The organism is Microvirga sp. GN3, assembly GCF_055792825.1.
In genome coordinates this window covers 40,772-60,459 of sequence record NZ_JBVVAK010000043.1, presented here as the reverse complement: position 1 = coordinate 60,459, position 19,688 = coordinate 40,772, and the positions used below count along the sequence as shown (strand labels likewise).

Annotated in this window: 21 protein-coding genes and 1 pseudogene; 16 read left to right on the top strand and 6 right to left on the bottom strand. The window is 61.0% G+C overall.

All coding sequences use genetic code 11. The annotated features are described in order from the left end of the window. Positions 1-381 precede the first annotated feature (381 nt). Positions 382-1,041, top strand: a complete 660-nt coding sequence (locus ACS5Q1_RS20745) for a Crp/Fnr family transcriptional regulator (RefSeq protein ID WP_473099955.1) — start codon at positions 382-384, stop codon at positions 1,039-1,041. Here ACS5Q1_RS20745 and ACS5Q1_RS20740 read toward each other — a convergent pair. Beyond that, complete coding sequence (locus tag ACS5Q1_RS20740; protein ID WP_473099954.1) at positions 1,038-1,304, bottom strand: DUF6894 family protein; 267 nt, start codon at positions 1,302-1,304, stop codon at positions 1,038-1,040. The two genes, ACS5Q1_RS20745 and ACS5Q1_RS20740, sit on opposite strands and share 4 nt — an antisense overlap. Positions 1,305-1,547: 243 nt before the next feature. Between ACS5Q1_RS20740 and ACS5Q1_RS20735 the strand changes: the two genes are divergently transcribed. Continuing rightward, positions 1,548-1,736: a hypothetical protein gene (locus tag ACS5Q1_RS20735; RefSeq protein WP_473099953.1), complete on the top strand. Its 189-nt coding sequence runs from the start codon at positions 1,548-1,550 to the stop codon at positions 1,734-1,736. Positions 1,737-1,879: 143 nt separating this feature from the next. Here ACS5Q1_RS20735 and ACS5Q1_RS20730 read toward each other — a convergent pair whose 3' ends face one another. The 3 genes from ACS5Q1_RS20730 to ACS5Q1_RS20720 form a co-directional block, all read right to left on the bottom strand. Beyond that, on the bottom strand, positions 1,880-2,374 hold the full coding sequence (locus ACS5Q1_RS20730; RefSeq protein ID WP_473099952.1) for a YciE/YciF ferroxidase family protein: 495 nt from the start codon (positions 2,372-2,374) through the stop codon (positions 1,880-1,882). A 244-nt stretch (positions 2,375-2,618) separates the two neighbouring features. Then, positions 2,619-2,858 (bottom strand): DUF6489 family protein, encoded by a 240-nt coding sequence (locus tag ACS5Q1_RS20725; RefSeq protein WP_473099951.1) that lies wholly within the window; start codon positions 2,856-2,858, stop codon positions 2,619-2,621. Positions 2,859-3,269: 411 nt separating this feature from the next. Beyond that, the gene (locus ACS5Q1_RS20720; protein ID WP_473099950.1) at positions 3,270-4,448 is read right to left on the bottom strand and encodes a DUF2382 domain-containing protein; all 1,179 of its coding nucleotides are present in this window, start codon (positions 4,446-4,448) and stop codon (positions 3,270-3,272) included. 370 nt (positions 4,449-4,818) lie between these two features. On the opposite strand from ACS5Q1_RS20720, the gene ACS5Q1_RS20715 reads away from it, so the two are divergent. The 5 genes from ACS5Q1_RS20715 to ACS5Q1_RS20695 all read left to right on the top strand — a co-directional run bounded on the left by ACS5Q1_RS20715 (position 4,819) and on the right by ACS5Q1_RS20695 (position 8,429). Beyond that, positions 4,819-5,418 carry a response regulator gene (locus tag ACS5Q1_RS20715; protein ID WP_473099949.1) on the top strand — a complete coding sequence of 200 codons (600 nt, stop codon included), beginning with the start codon at positions 4,819-4,821 and terminating at the stop codon, positions 5,416-5,418. 87 nt (positions 5,419-5,505) lie between these two features. Next, entirely contained in the window at positions 5,506-5,763 is a 258-nt protein-coding gene (locus tag ACS5Q1_RS20710) for a DUF6894 family protein (RefSeq protein ID WP_473099948.1), read from the top strand. A gap of 103 nt (positions 5,764-5,866) precedes the next feature. After that, positions 5,867-7,036 carry a sensor histidine kinase gene (locus ACS5Q1_RS20705; RefSeq protein ID WP_473099947.1) on the top strand — a complete coding sequence of 390 codons (1,170 nt, stop codon included), beginning with the start codon at positions 5,867-5,869 and terminating at the stop codon, positions 7,034-7,036. A 169-nt stretch (positions 7,037-7,205) separates the two neighbouring features. Beyond that, positions 7,206-7,448: a DUF6894 family protein gene (locus tag ACS5Q1_RS20700; protein WP_473099946.1), complete on the top strand. Its 243-nt coding sequence runs from the start codon at positions 7,206-7,208 to the stop codon at positions 7,446-7,448. Positions 7,449-8,183: 735 nt separating this feature from the next. Then, positions 8,184-8,429, top strand: a complete 246-nt coding sequence (locus ACS5Q1_RS20695) for a hypothetical protein (protein ID WP_473099945.1) — start codon at positions 8,184-8,186, stop codon at positions 8,427-8,429. An 81-nt stretch (positions 8,430-8,510) separates the two neighbouring features. Here ACS5Q1_RS20695 and ACS5Q1_RS20690 read toward each other — a convergent pair whose 3' ends face one another. Then, a complete protein-coding gene (locus ACS5Q1_RS20690) occupies positions 8,511-8,651 on the bottom strand; it encodes a hypothetical protein (protein ID WP_473099944.1) in 141 nt (46 codons plus the stop codon). Positions 8,652-9,237: 586 nt separating this feature from the next. Between ACS5Q1_RS20690 and ACS5Q1_RS20685 the strand changes: the two genes are divergently transcribed. The 3 genes from ACS5Q1_RS20685 (at position 9,238) to ACS5Q1_RS20675 (ending at position 11,341) form a co-directional block, all read left to right on the top strand. After that, positions 9,238-9,687, top strand: a complete 450-nt coding sequence (locus tag ACS5Q1_RS20685) for a hypothetical protein (RefSeq protein WP_473099943.1) — start codon at positions 9,238-9,240, stop codon at positions 9,685-9,687. Between the two features lie 357 nt (positions 9,688-10,044). Next, complete coding sequence (locus ACS5Q1_RS20680) at positions 10,045-10,800, top strand: calcium-binding protein (RefSeq protein ID WP_473099942.1); 756 nt, start codon at positions 10,045-10,047, stop codon at positions 10,798-10,800. Positions 10,801-10,906: 106 nt separating this feature from the next. Beyond that, positions 10,907-11,341 (top strand): hypothetical protein, encoded by a 435-nt coding sequence (locus tag ACS5Q1_RS20675; protein ID WP_473099941.1) that lies wholly within the window; start codon positions 10,907-10,909, stop codon positions 11,339-11,341. Positions 11,342-11,884: 543 nt separating this feature from the next. Here ACS5Q1_RS20675 and ACS5Q1_RS20670 read toward each other — a convergent pair. Further along, the gene (locus ACS5Q1_RS20670) at positions 11,885-12,259 is read right to left on the bottom strand and encodes a hypothetical protein (protein ID WP_473099958.1); all 375 of its coding nucleotides are present in this window, start codon (positions 12,257-12,259) and stop codon (positions 11,885-11,887) included. On the opposite strand from ACS5Q1_RS20670, the pseudogene ACS5Q1_RS20665 reads away from it, so the two are divergent. From ACS5Q1_RS20665 to ACS5Q1_RS20640, 6 genes and pseudogenes are all read left to right on the top strand, one after another. Further along, positions 12,176-12,500 (top strand): annotated as a pseudogene (locus ACS5Q1_RS20665) (serine dehydratase beta chain); the annotation flags it as partial. The gene ACS5Q1_RS20670 and the pseudogene ACS5Q1_RS20665 overlap by 84 nt on opposite strands. Next, positions 12,477-13,457, top strand: coding sequence for an L-serine ammonia-lyase, iron-sulfur-dependent, subunit alpha (locus ACS5Q1_RS20660; protein WP_473099957.1), 981 nt, complete (start codon positions 12,477-12,479; stop codon positions 13,455-13,457). The pseudogene ACS5Q1_RS20665 and the gene ACS5Q1_RS20660, both read left to right, overlap by 24 nt. Positions 13,458-13,532: 75 nt before the next feature. Continuing rightward, entirely contained in the window at positions 13,533-15,869 is a 2,337-nt protein-coding gene (gene pflB / locus ACS5Q1_RS20655; RefSeq protein ID WP_473099940.1) for a formate C-acetyltransferase, read from the top strand. Beyond that, positions 15,835-16,545, top strand: coding sequence for a pyruvate formate-lyase-activating protein (gene pflA, locus ACS5Q1_RS20650; RefSeq protein ID WP_473099939.1), 711 nt, complete (start codon positions 15,835-15,837; stop codon positions 16,543-16,545). Before pflB ends, pflA begins: the two co-directional genes overlap by 35 nt. A gap of 159 nt (positions 16,546-16,704) precedes the next feature. After that, entirely contained in the window at positions 16,705-18,273 is a 1,569-nt protein-coding gene (locus tag ACS5Q1_RS20645) for an aspartate:alanine exchanger family transporter (RefSeq protein WP_473099938.1), read from the top strand. 156 nt (positions 18,274-18,429) lie between these two features. Then, positions 18,430-19,674 (top strand): porin, encoded by a 1,245-nt coding sequence (locus ACS5Q1_RS20640; protein ID WP_473099937.1) that lies wholly within the window; start codon positions 18,430-18,432, stop codon positions 19,672-19,674. The last annotated feature ends 14 nt before the right edge of the window (positions 19,675-19,688 follow it).

Here is a 19,688-nt window from a genome sequence, read left to right as displayed (position 1 = left end):
CGGTTGAGTTCTCGTTTGCTCATCAGCACCATGCCCATCAGATCTGCCGCCTCCGTGCCTCGATCCCGAAGGGCAGGAGACTGACATTTTGACTTTGCTCAGGGCTGACAAGTTAACTTTGCGCCTACACGCGTAATTCCGATAGTTCTCTTTATGGAACGAAGGTGAGGCGGACTAAACCAGATATCTTCAGATTGAACCTTAGCTAGGCTGAAACGCCGGCCGGGATACTGTGATTTCTCGGGCCCCTTGGCCTTCAAAGGGCCTGCGTTAGGTTCAGTCTGACAGGGTTCAGGAGGCTTTCCGATGATGAACCGGCTCACCCGAAAGCTGGAGGCCTTTGGTCCTCTGTAGGACGCCGACAGGCGCCTCCTGGACGAGGTGATCCGCCACGCCCAGGCTGTCGGTCCTCGGGTGGATCTGATCCGGGAAGGCGATGCTCCAAGCCATGTGAACCTGATCCTGGAGGGCTTCGCCTGCCGCTGCAAGACGATCCCGGACGGCACCCGCCAGATCATGGCCTATCTGGTGCCGGGCGACTTCTGCGACCTTCATGTCTTCATTCTTAAGGCCATGGATCACACCATTGCCACGCTGTCTCCCTGCACGGTGGTGAGGATCCCGCGAGCCCAGATCCTGGAGCTGATGGAGCGGCCGGCCCTCGCACGGGCGTTCTGGTGGGCGGCGCTGGTGGACGAGGCCACCCTGCGCGAATGGCTGGTCAACATCGGCGCCCGGTCCGCCGAGCACCGGGTCGCTCACCTTCTGTGCGAACTGCTGCTGCGGCTTGAAGCGGTCGGGCTGACTAACGGTCATACGTATGAGCTACCCATTACTCAGGCCGAGTTGGCCGATACCGTCGGCCTAAGCAATGTGCACGTGAACCGGGTGCTCCAGCGTCTGCGCGGTGATGGGCTGATCACGCTCAAGGGCAAGCACCTTGTCATCCTGGATGTCGCGAGGCTGAAGGCGTTCAGCGGCTTCAATCCCAACTATCTCCATCTTGCCGACCGGAACGGCATCGCGGAGCAGAGCCTTTAACGGGCATCCGGGTCGGGCGGCAGTTCAAGAAAGGCCGGGCGCTCCTCGGCCGAGAAGCGGAGAATGAACAGGACTTGGCCCTGCTCATCAGCGACCTCCAGCTTCCATTCGGTGCCGTCCCAGAACTTGGCGCCCATGTCGCGCAGGATCTCGCCGCATGTGCGGATCGCCTGGGCTTGAGCGGTGTAAATGTCGGGCAGCTCCGTGCCGTCGGTATCGCGGGTCGAGTAGCCATCCGTGACGTGGAAGAAGTAGCGGGGCATGGGGTGCTCCCTTTGCCGATAGGGCGGGAGCACGCGCATCTCTCAGTCGGCAACAGCCTGAACCCTTGGCCACCGATAGCCTTGATATTGGAACTTCATGCTCCGATTGCGAGCGGGGCGGCCCGCGCGAGGATCATGGAACGCGACCGGCGCTGGTGTCCGGGGCAGATCTGAGCGGGGTGATCCGCACGCCGTTGATCCGATAAGACGCTCAAGGCTCCGCTGTCGATGGAGGCGCAGTCCGTGATTTGGGCGCGGCTGTCTCAGATGGCCATGGGCCAAGGAACTCCGGACGAGACGCTGCTGATGGTGACCGAAAAGGTCAAGGCGTTTGCGGAAGCAGCCGCCATGCTTGCGGCAGGTGGCTCGGCTCAGCAGGTGGTCAGCGGGTATCGCCAGACGGTCCAGGCGAATGTCCAGCGCTTGAGGTAATCGTCCGGCCAGGGGTCCACGGAGACAGGTGTCGTCATGCTGCATCCCGCGTGAGCGGCGTGGCTATGACACGCAGAAGGCCAGCTCCTTGGGGAACCGGCCTTCCGCGTGTCAAACGATGGTTCTGTCGCGGCGGGCGGCGCCTATGCCGCCTTGACGTTGACCCGGGCCTCGGCCAGCCGGGTGAGAAGGGCGTCCGTCTCCTTCTCCTCCTGGAGGGTCTGGTCGAGCAAGGTCACGGCTTCGGTCAGCCCAAGCTCCTGGGCCCACGTCTTGAGCGTGCCGTAGCGGGTGATCTCATAGTGCTCGACAGCCTGGGCCGCAGACAGGATGCCGGCATCGAGAGCGGGACTGTCGGCGAAGTCCTCCATGATCTCGGTGCCCTCGTCGATGATCCCCTTGATCGCCTCGCAGGTTACGCCGCGCGCGGGTTTCCCGAGGAGTTCGAAGATCTGCTCGAGCCGCTCGATCTGCCCTTGCGTCTGCTCGCGATGGGTCCGGAAGGCAGCCTTGAGTTCATCCGACTCCGCCCCCTTGGCCATCTTCGGCAGGGCCTTCAGGATCTGCTTCTCGGCGTAGTAGATGTCCTTCAGGGTGTGAAGGAACAGGTCATCGAGCGTCTTCTGTTTGGTAGCCATGGTCAGTCCTTTGAAAATTGAAGCGGAGAAGGGCAGCGCTGGCCCATCATCGTCCTCGCGCCTGGCGCGATCCAATTTGGGAAATAGCTTTGCGGGAGTACCGGCGCCAACGGGACAGCGCCTCGTAAGTTCCGACGCGAGGTAGCGAAAGGCGGACACATGGGATCCTCTCGACGGGCGTTGACCCCGTTCGAATCCCTGGACCGCCAGTGCGATGACACGGCAACGACGGCCGCCCAGGTGCCTATTTCGTCCTTGCCGGGTTCATCTGGGATGCGAACATGTCCTGCCATTGTTCGAGGCCTTTGACGGCGGTCGGCAACCAGGTCTTGATCATCGTATCCGGATCCATCGCTTTCAGGTTGGCAGACAGGCGCTCCTGCATCTCTCTCATCAAGTGCTCCTGCATGGGCTGCACATCCGGCAAGCCGAAGAAGGCGCGTGCTTCTTCCGGTGTGCAATCAACGTTCATCGTGACTTTCATCTGAAGTTTCCTTTCGGAGGTCAGCCATTTGGCCGACGTGGATCTCCAAGACAGCGGCGATCAACAGGGCTGGTTCGGAGTTTCCGCCCATGATCCGGTTCATGCCCCGGCCCGCGACCCTGGGGCCGTGATCCGTGGGCGGCTGACACGGTCGCTTCGTGGCACATCAGGCGTCATGCATGGTGAACGCCTTATTCGAGCTAGGGAGCGCTTGTCCGTTCTCCTCGAGAGATAGCGTGCGACATCGCGCAAACCAGCTTCTCGAAGGGAAGCATGGTGGCTGTCACGGCACGTGATCTGGTGATCCGGTGCAGCCCCTGACGTGGCCGGATTCCTGTTCCGGTTACGGGCACACAGGTCGCGGTCAAGAACCGCGACCTGTGTGCATGCTGAGGCGTTGCTTTCGTGACCTTACTTGCGGTTGGAGGCGATCGCGGATCGCGCCTTGCCGGAACGGTGGTTCTCGTCGGAGCGCTGGATCTCGATCTCGTCCCGACGGACGGTGTCCCGCACGGTCTCGGTCCGTTGGGTGCGCTCCCGGCGCACGACGACCTCTTCCCGCACCTTCACGCTCTTGCCAACCACGGGCACCTCGGAAGTCTCGATCATCTCGATCGTGACCTCGGTCAGGATCTCTCCCGTCACGGCATCGGTAACCGGCTTGCGCCGTTCCACGATGACCTTCTCATCATAAAGCGACACCTGCTGCTGAACCGGCGTTTCCACGACCACGCGGCGCACGGTGGTGGTGCCGCTGGTGACCGTCTGCTTGCCCACCACCAGGGTCTCCTCGGCGAGCGGGATGACCTCCTCCGCCTGCGCGGACGGCAGGCCATTGGTGGGTCGAGCCACGGCACGGCCCAGCGGCGCCGTCCACAGGTTGAACATCGAATCCCAGAGGACCGAGCCGGTGCTCATGGGCGCCGTCGCGACCCGCTGCGCGACCTCTGCCGTAGTCCGGACCATCTGCGTGGCACTCTCGGCGGCGACCTCGCCTGTCCGTGCGACGGCGTCCACGGTCTGGCGGACGGCCGTGCGGGCGCTCTCCACGCGCTCGGCCTCGTCCTGCTGCTCGGCAACGAGCCTCGCTTCCTGCTCGCGCTCGAGCCTCGCCTCGATGCGGCGCTGTTCGGCCTCTACCTGCCGGGCTTCCTCAATCTCGGCCTTCTCGGCCTCGATGCGATCGACGATGGCCTGTGCCTCCTCGTCGCTCAGCGCCTTCAGGACCGCCGGCAGCAGCGCGTTCTTCCCGTCGCGCACGCTCTGCTGATGGATCTTGCGCAGCTCGGCCACCTTGGTAGCAAACTCCTCGCTGTCCTTGGGGGTAGCTTCAAGCTCGTCGAGAAGGATTCTGGTTTGCTTGTTGTCGGCGAGCGCTTCGGACACGAGCCCCTTGGTGGCCTTGTGTTTCCTGAGCACCGGGAACAGGTGCTCCTCTTCGAGCCTCGCAAGCAGATCGAGTTCAGCCTTGAGGTCCGCGAACAGCCTCTCGCGCGTCTTGACCGCACCGTCCGAGGTATCCACGAGCTTGGCGAAGAGCTCGTTGGCCTTGGCCGGTCCGGTCTGAAGCAGTTGCCTGATGGTCGTCATGTCGTCCTCATGAAAAATTGGAGCCAGACGCAATACTGAGTGGTGACGTCGGTATCCGAGCCGAACTTCAAGCATCGCAGCGGCAGGGCGCAGCAATAGCCCTCCGATGCGATCGGACTGCGGAATCAACTGGACTTTGAAGAGCAGCGGCGCAGGCGCTAGGAAGACTACCTCGCAACGGCGAACGGTTTTTGCTGCGTCGCAATATGGCAACGGCTCGGAGTCTGAACGGTTCCCCCACCAACCGGCAGATTACTGAGGAATGGCCCGCAGTGCTAACCCGGGACAAGGGAGCGCTTCGGTCGTCCGGCGTTTATGGCTTGGGCCGGGCCGATGCACCAGGGCTGACGGCGGCCCGGAAACCCTATCGATGCCAGACTTGAAACCAAAGCTCGCCGAGCGGGACATCCTCCCGTCTGGTCCCTCTTCCGCCGGCCTTGGCGTCGTTGGCATGATTGCCCTCGTCATTGCGGCCTTGTACTTCGGTCGCGAGGTCTTCGTTCCGGTGGCGCTCGCCATTCTCCTGAGCTTCGTGCTGGCACCCCTCACTCGGCTGTTGCAGAAGGCGCGTGTTCCCCGGGGCGCTGGCCGTCATTGGCGTCGTCCTGGTGGCTTTCGCGGCATTACGGCGCTCGCCACCGTGATAGCGACGCAGGTCACCCAGCGCGAGATGGCTGTGGCGGGATTGGAGGAGGCCGGGTTCGAGGTCACTGAAGCGGCCAGCGGCGGAGAGGCTCTGAGACTCCTGCAAGCCGGGATTGCCGTCGATGCCCTGCTGACCGACATTCGCCTGCCAGGAGCCAATGGCTGGGCGGTGGCCCGGGCCTATCGCGAGCACTTTCCCGATCTGCCCGTCCTGTATGTGACAGGTTATGCGGAGCAAATGCAGCCTGTCCCGGGAGGGATCATCATCTCGAAGCCCTATAGGATGGCTCAGGTGATTGGCGTCTTGAAAACATGGGCGACCTGAGAGCGGCAGAATGCCGATAAGCCGTTATGGAACAGGGAGCGAGCCCTCCGGCGTTAACGGGCATTGTTCTCAAGCGCCGGAGCGCCCATGCCTCGCTTTTTCTTCGACATCCATGATGGCGAGGACTTCACGCCTGACCGTCAAGGGGTGGAACTGGAGGGCTTTGAAGCGGCCAAGGATGAGGCCAAAAAAGCCCTTCCCAACATTGTGAAGGAAGAAATGTCGGACGGTTATCGGCGTGACTTTACCGTCGATATGAAGGACGCGGCCGGACAGATCGTTTGGCGGGTTACGCTTTCGCTGGTCGTGGAAAACCCATCCCATGGCTCAGCAGCAAGCACCTGACAGAGAGCCCCGAATTGCGCGTAAGCCCCTCTATGGAACTGAGCGCCGTTGCTTTGCTTTCCAGCACAGCAGTGAAAGCGCCCGCAGGCATGTGAGAGGAACCGTGCCCAGGAAGAGCGACCATCCAGCCCCTGAACTCAAGCGATTACTGGAATACCAGCGTGTGCTCGCCGCCTTCAGCCGGGTCGTCTCCGAGGTCCTGCCCACCGACCGACTGTTGCACCACGTTACCGCCCAGGTGTCCCGTGTCACTAACATCAAGCACGTCAAAGTCCTGTGCTACCGACCGGACAAAGGAGATCTCCTGCTCGTGGCAGGCGTCGGCTGGAAGCCCGGTGTGGTGGGCAACGCGACCTTCGCCCTCGACAACGCTTCGCCTCCTGGCCGGTCAATGCAGACGGCTGCGGCGGTCATCATCGAGGACCTGCCGCACGACACCGAGTTCCGCCTATCGCCGATCCTGCGCGAGCATGGCATCATCTCAGTTCTCAATGTGCCCGTGCGGATCGATGGACGCACTTGGGGCGTGCTGGAGGTCGATGCGGAGGAGCCGCGCACCTTCAATGACGGCGATGTCACCTTCCTGACAACCATGGCCAACATTCTCGGAGTCGCCCTGTTGCGCCAGGAGACCGAACGCAAGGCGGCTGAAGCGGTCGCCGAACATGCCCGAGAGAAGGCCTTTGCTGAGGTCCTTCTGCGCGAGTTTCAGCACCGGGTGAAGAACAACCTCCAGACCATCATCTCCTTTCTTGTGCTCCAACGGCGTCATGCGTCGACACCGGAGGACCGGGATCGCTTCGTGAGCGTCATGGACCGGGTTCACGCCATTGCTCTGGCACAGGACCAACTGTCGTTTGAGGCGGGCGTCAGCAACGTGGAGTTCGGCGACTACCTGCGGGCTCTTTGTGCCAATATCGACCCACGGCAGGACACGGTGACGATTGAGGTCGAGACCGACCAAGGGGCGCTGCTCCCCCTCGACCGAGCGGTGGCTGCCGGTCTCATCGTCAATGAGCTGGTTACCAACTCACTCAAGTATGCGTTTGATGAGAAAGGCGGGGCGATCCGGGTTAGCTTCACCATGAGCCCTGAAACCGGTGAGGCTTACCTTGCCGTTGAGGACAACGGGCGCGGGATGGGGCCACCGCGCACGGGTGGGCTCGGCCTGACGCTCATCGACGCCTTCACCACTCAACTGGATGGCCAAGTCGAGCAGGAACCGGTCGAGAAAGGGATACGGACCTGCGTGCGATTTCCATTGCCCCTCTAACTCTAACCAGGCGTAAGTCGAAAAATGCCATTTATGGAATGGACCGCTCTCCGAGAGCCGATCCGAACGGAAGCAGTTTAGAACCGTTGACCCCTATCGCTGGCATGGATGATCCAGGCGCCGGTGACTGAGAGACAAGTGCTCCCGCCTGTTGGCAGAGGAGTACCCCATGCCTCGCTATTTCTTTCATACCTTCAATGGACATGCCTACCCCGATATGGATGGAATCGAGCTTCCAGGGCTTGGAGAGGCTCGACGGCAAGCAGTCCGGACCGCCGGTGAGATCATTCGTGACAGCGGCATAAAATCCTGGCACGGCCCGGATTGGCATATGGAGGTCACCGACGACGTGGGACAGGCCATGCTCTGGTTGCGTTTCTCCGTTGAGGAGCTGAGCGGCGCGGCTAGGTAATTCGCGGAAGCGCCTGCATGGGACAGATAAGATACGCCCGTCACGAAGAGCAAAGGAGGCCCGACAATCGCTGTCGGGTTTGGCGGCAGGATGGCTTCAGAGGGTTGAACAGCCCACCCTGTCACCATGCCCGTCGCGACCGGTCCCACACCAATGTCCCCGGCTGTTTCACCTGTATCACCAGGCAACGCCCGAGAGTGGATCGCATGGTTCGGCACCGCGATCGACTCTCCGTGGATCAACGTTCGCACCCCTGCTGGCGTCGCCCGAACGCGCGAGGCTCCCTGAGCGCCTCGGGACCGATGTCGGACAACCCGATCCGGCGCATTTTCGCCGCGAATCTCCGGTAGCCAACCAAGTATAGAAAGCATTTTATGCAGTAAGAATTGATGTATATGGGAGGAGATTGTATGCCCAGAACCTCCAATTTTGGATACAGGTCATACTCTCCCGAGTTATATAGCATTGTCCGAGAGGCCTTGCTTAGAATTGGCGAGCTTGATTATCAGAACGACGTCGAACTTCACAGGATTGACGGCGTCTTTTCCGACGAAGATCTGAAGAATTACATCAAGCAAAAGATACAGGCGGCCCATCAGAGGAAGCGACAGCCCTACATTGACCTGCTGACGACCCTTCGGTCGGAGAGGCAACCTTGACGAACCAATTCCTTATGATGGATGACCACGACCATGGCCGGCACCTGACTGACATGGCAGGCAGCGGAGGAAGTCCATGCCCACCACGTCTGGACCGTCCTCGGGCACCCAGGACGCCTCTCGGATGTACACGCCGGAAATCCTACCGCTGCTGCAATCGCTCCTGGCCGCCCTGGCCGACATCGATTCCGCGCATGAGAGCGATGTCGAGGCCGTGAGGGGAAGCGGTGCGGAGGGGTGGCTCAAGCAGACCGTGATCCCAAGCTCGAGGAGCGCCACCGGGAGCGGCGTGCGCCTTACGTCCGGCAACTCGAGGCCGTGAAGGAGCGGATGCGGGCCTTGGCCGCCTGACTGACCAAAACGCCGGTCGTCCGTCATTTCCGATGATGCCTCATCGCACGGCTCAAGCCGCCTGCTGGCCGGCAGACCCAACGGGGACGTTGATGGCGCAGCACACGCCATCGCGCTCGTACCAGATGTCAAGCTGTCCGGCGAGTTGGCGGGTGATCGTCTGCCGCAACAGGCGCGAGCCGCTGCCGTACAAGTCGAGAGATCACTTCGGGGACCGAATCAGGCTTGGGTCGACGGGCGGAACAAACCAGTCGACGGCTCTGTCGCCAGGTCCATCTAATCTCGCAGCATAGATGGTACGCTAGGGTCAAAAGCAGTCCTTAAGCGAAGCAGGACCAAACCGGATCAGCAGCTAAGTACCTGAAAAGGTTTGGTGAGCGCGCTGGGACTCGAACCCAGGACCCTCTAGTTAAAAGTCAGACCCTCTACGATTCTTCCTCACATTTTGGAAATTATGTTTTGACTACCACAACTTATCTGAATCGGTCCTCGGACGGAGATCAAACTACCTTGCGGCTCTAAGCGTCGGTGGTTTCAGGTCCCCGCAACCAACACGAAAAACCCTCGAATGGCTCCGCCTTCGAGGGTTTTTGCGTTTGGAGACGCGGAAACCCCGCAAAAGCGACAAGGGCGGCCGATGGATCAAGGCGTCTTGATCCATCGTATCACAATCCTATGGCCCAAACTGTCAAGGAATTGTCTTCTTCGATCAAGCGTAGCGCTCTCACGTACTTACGATGGCCTCATGGTCGATCTTCCAAGAGTAGGTCGGCTTGACAATGTCTGACCCTTTGGAGGTCACAATGGGAGTGGCGGGATTTCCTGCTGTTGCTGGCTTTGCTTCGATCTTTGCGTCAATTGCCCTTTCAGGCGCCCTCGCGGCCGAGGGAGGTCTGTCCGCGTTCCAGGGGGCTTGGCTCGCGCAAGGTCCCTCTTGTGCCGACGTCTATTCATCCGACGGCAAGGCGGCATCCTTCAGGAGGCCGGTGGACATTTTTGCCCCCGCATTCATCGTCTCCGGCAATCGCCTGAGAACACCGATGGCATCCTGTCGGATCCGGTCCACCAGGCCAACAGAGGACCGCCACACCCTCTTTCTCGATTGCGCCAACGCAGTGGCAGGCAATGAAGTGAGAGTTCTCATGGCCATGATGCCCGATGGATCTCTCAAGCGCTACCTCAATGAGCGGGACACGACCGGAACCTCTTATCAGCGTTGCTCGCGCTGACCCCACAGTCGGTAGAAGATATGATGGATTCCCTCCCCGAGCACACATGCCGGAAGATCCGCCTCAAACTGTCAAGTCTCTGTCCTAGCAATCGAACACCTCCCCCTGCCCTTTTGTCCGACGGAAGTTGAGCTTGGCCGTGGCCTGAGAGACTACGAGCGGAACATTGTCGGATCGTGCCTCGATATCACTCCAGCTGGGAGTGATCGCAAGGGAAGAATGGCGCGAATTTCCCACGTGAGACCCTAGCATTTTCCCACAATGTCAAAGGCAGATGGCGTATAATTACTAGGAACTGATCTCCGACAAAGGCCCGGACTGTTTGAGACATCCGAGGGGGCAGATGCGGAGGAAACTATGGCCACCTTTTATGGGGATGACTGGCCCAACCTGATCGACGGAACATCCAGACGCGATGTGATTTACGGCTTCGGCAGTGATGACGATCTCTACGGTTTCGGCGGTAATGACGACATCTATGGCAGCTGGGGCTATGACATTCTCGTCGGTGGAAATGGCAATGACTATCTAAATGGTGGAGATAGCCCCGACGACATTTACGGCGGATCGGGCAACGACAGTCTCATCGGCGGATACGGCTTTGACTTTCTTTTCGGAGAAAGCGGGAATGACCGCCTGTCCGGTGGAGCGAATTTCGACAACCTCTATGGAGGTTCGGGGCTGGATTCTCTCTCCGGAGGTTCTAGCGATGATCTTCTCGACGGCGGATCGGGACGCGACAGGCTCACTGGAGGAACGGGTGATGACGCCTTCGTGTTCATGCGAGGTTCGTCCGGCATCACCAGCACGAGTGTGGACACGATCACCGACTGGAGTGCTGCCACGGATTGGATTGACATGCGAATCGCCGGGACATCGGCCAATTACCGCGAGGCCCGCACAAGCGCAACCTCCATTGAAGATGCAGCATCCCAGGCCGAGTCAACTTTCACCAGCGCAAGCATCGCGCATGTGTTCCTGTACAACGCTCAGACGGACACCGGCTATCTGCTCTCGGATCTGAACAACGACAACCGGTTTGAGACCGGTGTCATTCTGACCGGAGCTGGCAGCGCTGCCGATATGAACTACCGCTACATCATCAATGTCTGATCGATCGATTCCCGATATGACCGATCGCACTCGGTCATATCGGGAGGGGCCAAAAACGAAGCCGCTAAGACCATGGAGGGGTACACGCAGAGACCTGGAGGTTGTCATGCGCAAACTTGCAACAATCGCCGCTGCTGCTTTGATCGTGGCCGGCAGTGCCGAAACAGCCCATGCGCAATACCGGCGAGGCCCGGGCTATTATCGCGGCTACAACTATGGCTGGGGTGGCGGTGCCGTCGCCGCTGGGCTCATCGGCGGAGCGATCCTTGGAAGCCTGATCACCGCAGCCGCAACGCCGGCCTACGGTTACGGGTATGGGTATCCGGGCTACGGCTATGGATATTACGGCCCATGGCCCGGCTATGCCTATCCGCGCCCCGTCTATTATGCGCCGCGCTATTATTATCCGCGTCCGGTCTATTATGGGTCGCGCTTCTATCCCAGACCGGTCTATTACGGGCCTCGCTATTATGGCGGCTATCGCGGCTATTACGGCCCACGCTACTATGGCCCCCGGGTCGCGTATCGCCGATACTACTGAAGCCCGCACCACGGGTGAATGCGGCAGCTGCTGCCTGTTATCAGCCCCGGTAGGGGCAATCATGCCGTCTGGCGTGTCGTGCGGACAATGATGCGGGTGTCGGCAGGCCGAGGAGCGGGACAAGGGGCGGACACAGCGGAGGCGACCAATCTGAATGAGCCACCCCTCCCCGCATTGGTCGCCGCGCTCGCCGATCCTGCGTCGCAAGCCCGCTGATCCCTGAGCTGAACCGGCCTACTCGCGGCACTCCCAGAGCATCGGATCGATGCCGCTGAGGGATGCCTGTCTGGTGAGCAAACAGGACCTGCAACAACGGCTCAAACTGTCAAGAGAATGTCCCCATCGATCAAGCATACGTCGCCGCCCAACCTAACATGATGCCAAAAGGAAAGGGAAATCTTCCCTGGCCTTAATGAACGAGGGCGGAGCCGCCTCGAATCCATGTGGCGTCTCCATACCTCGAACAGGAGGACGCGCCAATGACACGCTCCAGCAAGGACGACGATCTGTTTCCGGCATCGTCAGAACCGATCAGCCCCCCCCTCAGGCATCGACCGCCGGGCGTTTCTCATGCGCAACGCCGCCATCGGCGCTGCAGCCGTGATGACCGGCACGACATGGGCTCCAGAGGCGCGCGCGCAGCAGGCTGCGACGGAGGCTGCCGCACAACAGGCCGCGAAGGCCGCTGCGGGAGGTGATGCCGGTCTCAAGATGAGTTCGGCCCTGTCGCCAGATCTCGACGTCATCAAGACGTCGAAAGGACCGGTCATGACCGTGGCGGACGAGTTCTACAAGGTCGGTCCCGGCCCCTCGAGCTCGCACACGATCGGGCCGATGCGCATCACCTACGATTTCTACCAGCGCTGCACAAAACTCCCTGCGGATCAGCTGGCCCAGGCCACGGGCCTCAAGGTTCATCTTTTCGGTAGCCTGAGCGCCACAGGCAACCGAGCGCGCATCTTTGGCTGGTCTGGTCGGCAAGGAGCCGGCGACCGTCGATCCGCGCTTTCTCGACGAGATGATCGCCAAGCCGGATCAGACCTATCCGGTGAAGCTGGGGAACAAGACGTTCAACCTGTCTCTGGCCGATATCGTCTACGATGCGACGAAGGGCGATTTCCCGCATCCAAACACCATGACGGCCCGCCTCATGGCCGGCGACAAGGTCCTTTACGAGCAGGAGTACTACTCGGTTGGCGGCGGCTTCATCGAATGGAAAGGCTATGAGCCGCCCAAGAAGGGACAGCCAAAATATCCCTATGCGACGATGAAGGAACTGCGCGAGCACGCGGAGAAGAACAACCTTTCCGTCGCCGATGTGGTGATGGCGAACGAAATCGCCGTGTCCGGCAAGAGCGAGGAGCAGATCAACGCCTTCCTCGACAAGATCGCCAACGCAATGATCGCCACCGTGAAGACCGGCCTGTCCTACAAGGACGATGTCCTGCCTGGACCGATCAAGCTCCACTCCAAGGCCGCCACGGTCTATGAGCGGGCGATGGGCGACACCTATATGAGCGACCGGGCCATTGGGCTGGTTTCCGCCTTTGCCCTGGCAGCCTCCGAAGAGAATGCCCGCGGTCATCTGGTCATCACCGCGCCGACCGGCGGCTCCGCAGGCGTGATGCCGGCTATCGTCTATGCTCTGACGCAGAGCGGCCGGGCGGTGCCGATGGACAAGATCCGGGAAGGTCTGCTGGCCGGTGCTGCCGTCGGCTATCTGTGCAAGCACAACGCGACACTCGCGGCGGCGGAAGGCGGGTGTCAAGCCGAAATCGGTGTCGCCTCCGCGATGGCTGCCGCGCTGATCACGCAGGTCCTGAACAGCCCACCGCGCGTGATCGAGAACGCAGCGGAGTCCGCTCTCGAGCATCACCTCGGAATGACCTGCGATCCTGTCGCCGGCTATGTGCAGGTTCCCTGCATCGAGCGCTGTGCCTTCGGTGCGGTGAAGGCCTGGGCAGCCGCCATGATCGCCACCAACGAGATCGCGAGCCGGCACCGGGTGGATCTCGACACGACGATCAAGACGCTCGCCAACACCGCCCGGGACATGAACCCGAAATACAAGGAAACGAGCGAGGTCGGGCTCGCCCAGAACCTGGTGCTCTGCTGAGTTGCACAGCGGCCGCGCGTGAGCGGCGGAAGATATCGAAGGAAGATCCCATCAGCGTCGTGGGAGGAGGCCGTCATGCCAGATGAAGCCACTGCTGCTCACAGGTCCACGGATACGCCGAAGCAACAGCCAGGAAAGCACGAGGCAATCCATCATCAGGCTGGTGCCTCCGAAGCGGCAGATTCGGTCAATGAATGGGTGGGTTTCACATCCGGACGCTGGCAGAACACAGTTGATGTCCGTGATTTCATCCAGCGGAACGTCACACCTTATGACGGAGACGAAGCGTTTCTGGCCGCGCCCAGCGAGCGCACGAAAGCCGTCTGGGCAAAGCTGCAGCCCTATTTCAAGGAGGAAATCCGCAAAGGTGTCCTGGATGTCGACGCCAAGACGCCTTCCTCGATGACCTCCCACAATCCCGGCTATATCGACCGCGACAACGAGGTGATCGTCGGGCTGCAGACCGACGCGCCGTTCCGCCGCGCCATCATGCCATACGGCGGGCTGCGCATGGTGGAGGCTGGACTCAAGGCGGCAGGATTCGAGCCCGATCCGATTGTACACGACGTCTTCACCAAGTACCGCAAGACCCATAATGACGGGGTCTTCGATGCCTATACACCGGAGATCATGGCCTGCCGGCGCAGCCACATCATCACGGGCCTGCCCGACTCCTATGGTCGTGGACGGATTATCGGCGACTATCGCCGGATCGCCCTGTATGGCACAGACAAATTGCTTGCGGCCAAGCGCGCCGAGCGGGCACTGCTTGATGCTAAGTGGCCAACGGACGATGTTATCCGCGAAAGGGAGGAGCTGTCCGAACAGATGCGGGCGCTGGCTGACCTTGCGGAGATGGCCAGGAATTACGGCTCCGACATCACGCGCCCGGCGGCGGATGCGCGCGAAGCCGTGCAATGGACCTATTTTGGTTATCTCGGAGCCATCAAGGAGGCCAATGGCGCGGCCATGTCCATCGGCCGCATCTCATCCTTCCTCGACATCTATATCGAGCGCGATTTGAAGAGCGGCGCTCTCGATGAGGCCGGTGCTCAGGAACTCATCGACCAGCTCGTCCAGAAGCTGCGTATCGTCCGCTTCCTGCGCACGCCCGACTACGATGCCCTGTTTTCGGGTGATCCCTACTGGGCCACCGAGTGCGTCGGCGGCATGGATCTCAACGGTCGTCCCTTGGTGACGCGGACAAGCTTCCGTATGCTGCATACGCTGACGAATCTCGGCCCGGCACCGGAACCCAACATGACCGTGCTCTGGTCGAAGCAGTTGCCCGACGGCTTCAAACGCTTCTGCATCAAGATTTCGGCCGAGACGTCGTCTCTCCAGTACGAGAACGACGATCTCATGCGCCCCTATTGGGGCGATGATTACGGCATCGCCTGCTGCGTGTCGGCAATGCGCATCGGGAACCAGATGCAGTTCTTCGGCGCGCGGGTCAATCTCGCTAAATGCCTGCTTTATGCCATCAATGGCGGACGGGACGAGGTGAGTGGTGAGCTGGTCGGCCCGGCGGCATCGCCCGTCTCCGGCGACATTCTTGTCTATGATGATGTCATGGCGAAGTTCGACACCATGATGGAATGGCTGGCGCGGACCTACGTCCATGCCATGAATTGCATCCATTACATGCATGACAAGTACTATTACGAACGCCTCGAGATGGCGCTCCACGATCAGCAGATCCTGCGCACGATGGCCTTCGGCATTGCAGGACTGTCGGTGGTGGCTGACAGCCTGTCGGCCATCAAGCATGCGGAGGTCAAACCTGTCCGGCGCGATGACGGATTGATCGTCGGTTACGAGATCACGGGCGACTTCCCGAAATACGGCAACAACGATGATCGCGTCGACACCATTGCGGCCGATCTTGTCTCCACCTTCATGAGAAAGATTCGCAAGCATCCGACCTACCGGAATGCCGTTCATACGCAATCGGTGCTGACCATCACGAGCAACGTCGTCTATGGCAAGCATACCGGCAATACGCCGGATGGCCGCAAGACCGGCGAGCCCTTTGCTCCCGGTGCCAATCCGATGCATGGCCGCGACAGCCACGGATGGCTCGCCTCGTGTTTGTCGGTGGCGAAGCTGCCCTATGCGGATGCGCAGGACGGCATCAGCTACACCGTGTCAATCACGCCGAGCCTCAATCGCCTGGACCAGGGGGAAAAGATCAAGCAGGCGGTGAAGGTGCTCGACACCTATTGCGGCCAGGGCGGGTTCCACATGAACCTCAATGTCCTCAACCGCGACACCCTGCTCGACGCGATGGAGCATCCCGACAAATACCCCCAACTGACGATCCGGGTCTCGGGTTATGCGGTCAACTTCGTGCGCCTGACCCGGGAACAGCAGATGGATGTCATCAGTCGAACGTTCCATGGAGATGCTTGAGGTCATGGCCGACGAGCCCTGGGCCCATAGCCGGTACGCCCTGCAACAGGCGCGATCCCCAGACGCCCCGGAGACAGCCGGCTTCAATGATCTCCGGGGCGATTTCGGATGGATCCATTCCTACGAGACTGGATCCACCGTGGACGGTCCGGGCATTCGCGTGACGATCTTCATGAGTGGCTGCCTGCTGCGATGCCTATACTGTCACAACCCGGACACGTGGCATCTCAAGGATGGCACGCGTGTCTCGTTCGAGCGTGCCAGAACCGCGCTTCAGGCTTACGCCGCACCGCTGCGTGCCATGGATGGCGGAATGACGATATCGGGTGGGGAGCCGATGGTCCAATTGCACTTCACCAAACGGCTCTTCGCGGCCGCCAAGGGAATGGGCCTCCATACGGCTTTGGACACATCGGGCTTTCTCGGTGCGCGCGCCGACGATGAGTATCTACGTCAAGTGGATCTCGTGCTGCTCGACATCAAGTCCTGGGACCCGGAAACCTATCGCCGGACGACAGGACAGGACATTCGTCCGACCATCCAGTTCGCGGAGCGTCTGGCAGTTCTCGGCAAGCCGGTCTGGGTGCGGTTTGTTTTGGTTCCCGGCTTGACCGACGATCCCGCCAATGTTGAGGGCATCGCCCGTTTCGTGGCGCCGATGAGCAACGTGGAGTAGGTCGAGGTCCTCCCGTTTCATCAGATGGGCACCTTCAAATGGAAGGCGATGGGCCTGAGTTACGAACTCTCCGATACCCCCTCCCCCTCGCCGGACTTGGTAGCGCGGGTGATCGGTCAGTTTCATGAGGCCGGTTGTCGCGCAAGATGAGGAAAATCAATGCTCGATATCGTTCGTACGCTGCTTGAAGCCTCTCCCTTGCTGGCGCTGTTTCTCGCCATCGCCACCGGTTATGCGCTCGGGCAGATCTCGATTGCCGGCGTCTCCTTCGGCGCGGGAGCCGTGTTGTTCACCGGCTTGATCATCGGTGCCATTGCACCGAAGGCGGCGCCGCCCGGATTGGTCGGAACGCTTGGCCTCGTAATGTTCGTCTATGGTGTGGGTATCCAATACGGACTGCAGTTTTTCGCGAGCCTGCGCGGTCCCGGTGTCAAATATATCGCACTTGCGGCCGTTGCCGTGATCGCCTCGCTCCTCGTCGCCATGTCGCTTGCTTCTCCCCTTGGGATCTCGATGGCGACGGCGGCCGGATTGTTCGCCGGCTCCGGCACGAGCACGCCTACCCTGCAGGCGGCATTGGCGGCGGCGGGCAACCAGGATCCCGCAATTGGCTACTCAGTGTCTTATCCCTTCGGTGTCATCGGACCAATCGTTCTGATGACCATCATGGCCGCCTTGGTCAAACCTACGTTCAAGGCACCTTCGCAGAACGTACGGGTCGCAGAACTGACCCTCGAGTCGAAGTGCGAGAACCAGACCGTCGAAGATGTTTCCGCGGTCTTGCCGTCCGACATCAAGATCATCGCGGTCCGCCAGCACCATGTGAACGCGCCGCCCCTTGCAGGGACGAGATTGCATGAAGGCGACGGACTGCTTCTGGTCGGCAGCCCGGCGAGCATCGAGCAGGCAAAGGCAGCCATGGGGCACGAGGACCCGGGGCGTATAAGCCGAGACCGCGCCAATTACGATGTCGTGCGTGTCTATGTTTCGAAAGCGACCTTCGTCGGTAAGAACATGCGCGAAATCGCGCTTCCCGATTTTCCCGTCGTCATTTCGCATATCCGCCGGGGCGACGTCGACATTATGGCGTCATCCGATCTGACAATCGAGTTCGGCGATCTGCTCGTGGCTGCGGTGCCCTCGGATCGGAAAGCTGAAGTCCAGCGGCACTTCGGGGACAGCATCAAGGGCAATGCCGAGCTGTCCTTCGTTTCGATCGGCGTTGGGATCGCTCTTGGCCTTCTCCTCGGCATGATTCCCGTGCCTTTACCGGGAGGCGGCACCTTCAGCCTCGGCGTTGCTGGCGGGCCGCTCGTCATGGCGCTCGTTCTGGGCTGGCTCGGCCGCACCGGCCCCTTGGGCTGGAGAATACCGGTAGTCGCCAACCTGGTCCTGCGGAACCTCGGCCTGTCGGTGTTCATCGGCTCGGTCGCCATTGGCGCTGGAAGCCCCTTCGTCCAGACCGTGGCGACCAACGGGATTCAGATCCTTCTTGGCGGCGCCGCCGTTCTGTTCACACTGGTGCTGATCGTGCTGGCAGGGGGATACCTGTTGCGCATTCCCTTCGACGACCTGCTCGGCGTCTGTGCGGGCTCGACCGGCAATCCCGCCATCGTGGTTGCGGCCGGACGTCTGGCTCCGACCGAAAGAACCGACATCGGCTATGCAATCTGCTTCCCGAGCATGACCATCGTCAAAATCATCGCCGTTCAGGTTCTCCTGAGTTGAAGAGCGCTCGGCGCCCGGCGGCATGATGCTTCTCGGCAACACGTCAGAGGATTAGGGCGAAGCCAGATAAGCGCCTTCTGAGACTCGCTTGACGGCCTTCGCCTGTCTGCACACTCTTTCATCAGCACGGCTAGGCTTTGTCTTGGAGCTTGTACCATGGCGTCAGTTCGAACTCTGTTGCTTGGAGGCGCGGCGATCATCAGCGGTGGCGCACAGGCCGCCGACCTGCCGGCCAAAACCGCAGCTCCCGTCGAGTATGTCCGGATCTGCTCTACCCATGGCGCAGGCTTCTTCTACGTCCCCGGCACCGAGACCTGCCTCCGTGTCAGCGGCCGCGTTCGAGCCGAGTATCTGTATGTCGAACCGGTCGATCGCTCGCAGGACACGATCGGGTTCCGAGGGCGTGGCCGCATCAACCTCGACGCGCGGACTGCCACCGCTTACGGCATGCTGCGCACCTATATCCGCATGGAGATGACCCGGAACACCGGTGCTTACGGCTTCAGTTCCACGAGCCCCGAGATTTCTCAAGCCTTCGTCCAGTTCGGTGGCCTGACTGCAGGTCGCGCGGTTTCGTTCTTCACAAGCCCGGACTTGCCGACCCCGAACTTCGGCGATCTGCGCTTCGACGATCCGGCCAATGCCGAAGTGAACCTGCTCGCTTACACCTTCTCGTTCGGCAACGGCTTCTCGGCCACCCTGTCGCTCGAGGACGGCACGGAGCGTCAGGTCAATAACGAGCTCGATTTCCCGCTATTTGGGGTCGCCAGCCCGTTCCCGGTCTTTGCTCCGATCGCCTCCACCTATGCGGGCGAGCGCATGCCGGATGTCGTCGCCAACATGCGCTACAAAGGCACCTGGGGCGAAGTGCAGTTGTCCGGCGCCCTGCACCAGATCCGTGACGTGGCGGCCGGCCTCGCAACGGTGAGCGGTGTGACCGTCCCAGTCATCAACCCCATTACCGGTCTGCCCAATCCGACCTACGCGGACACGGATTACGGTTTCGCCCTGGCCGCCCTTGGCTATGCCAACGTGCCCGCCCTCGGGGTCGGCGATACCGTATGGATGATGGCAACCTATACGGACGGAGCGATCGGCTATCTCAATGCCGGCCAGGCTGGCCCGATCAGCAATGGGTTCATCGGCGCCGGTTCGCTCGCCATGCCATTCACGGACGCCTTCGTCGATCCGTTTACGGGCGACTTCAAGACCAACAAGGCCTATGCCATTGCCGGCGGTCTCAATCACAATTGGACGCCAACCGTCCAGACGAACGTGTTCGGGTCCTGGATGCGCTTCGATGCGCCGGGAGTTGCGCAATACGTGGTGCCTACGACCGTCGCGACGATCGCTGCTGGAACGGCAGGGACAACCACGGGCCTCGTCGACTTCGACGAGTAACGTGTCGGCGCCAA